Annotated in this window: 1 rRNA gene; it reads right to left on the bottom strand. The window is 55.1% G+C overall.

Going from position 1 to position 938, the window contains the following annotated elements:
- Positions 1–938: ribosomal RNA gene (locus ACFQ3N_RS20410) — 16S ribosomal RNA — on the bottom strand; the annotation flags it as partial.

Genomic DNA, 938 nt, shown 5'->3' with positions numbered 1-938 from the left:
ACATGCTCCACCGCTTGTGCGGGCCCCCGTCAATTCTTTTGAGTTTCAGCCTTGCGGCCGTACTCCCCAGGCGGAGTGCTTAATGCGTTAACTTCAGCACTAAGGGGCGGAAACCCCCTAACACCTAGCACTCATCGTTTACGGCGTGGACTACCAGGGTATCTAATCCTGTTCGCTCCCCACGCTTTCGCGCCTCAGCGTCAGTTACAGACCAAAGAGTCGCCTTCGCCACTGGTGTTCCTCCACATCTCTACGCATTTCACCGCTACACGTGGAATTCCACTCTTCTCTTCTGCACTCAAGTCCTCCAGTTTCCAATGACCCTCCACGGTTGAGCCGTGGGCTTTCACATCAGACTTAAAGGACCGCCTGCGCGCGCTTTACGCCCAATAATTCCGGACAACGCTTGCCCCCTACGTATTACCGCGGCTGCTGGCACGTAGTTAGCCGGGGCTTTCTGGTTAGGTACCGTCAAGGTACCGCCCTATTTGAACGGTACTTGTTCTTCCCTAACAACAGAGTTTTACGATCCGAAAACCTTCATCACTCACGCGGCGTTGCTCCGTCAGACTTTCGTCCATTGCGGAAGATTCCCTACTGCTGCCTCCCGTAGGAGTCTGGGCCGTGTCTCAGTCCCAGTGTGGCCGATCACCCTCTCAGGTCGGCTACGCATCGTCGCCTTGGTAGGCCGTTACCCTACCAACTAGCTAATGCGCCGCGGGCCCATCTGTAAGTGACAGCAAAAGCCGCCTTTTAACTTCTCATCATGAAATGAAAAGTGTCATTCGGTATTAGCCCCGGTTTCCCGGAGTTATCCCAATCTTACAGGTAGGTTGCCCACGTGTTACTCACCCGTCCGCCGCTCGTTCCACAAACTTCCTCCCGAAGGATTCCGTTTGCTTCCCGCGCTCGACTTGCATGTATTAGGCACGCCGCCA

It is taken from the genome of Virgibacillus byunsanensis, from assembly GCF_042675965.1.
Classification (GTDB): Bacteria; Bacillota; Bacilli; order Bacillales; family Amphibacillaceae; genus Virgibacillus_R; species Virgibacillus_R byunsanensis.
Note: the sequence above shows the minus strand (reverse complement) of the source record. Positions and strands in the feature narration are given on the sequence as shown.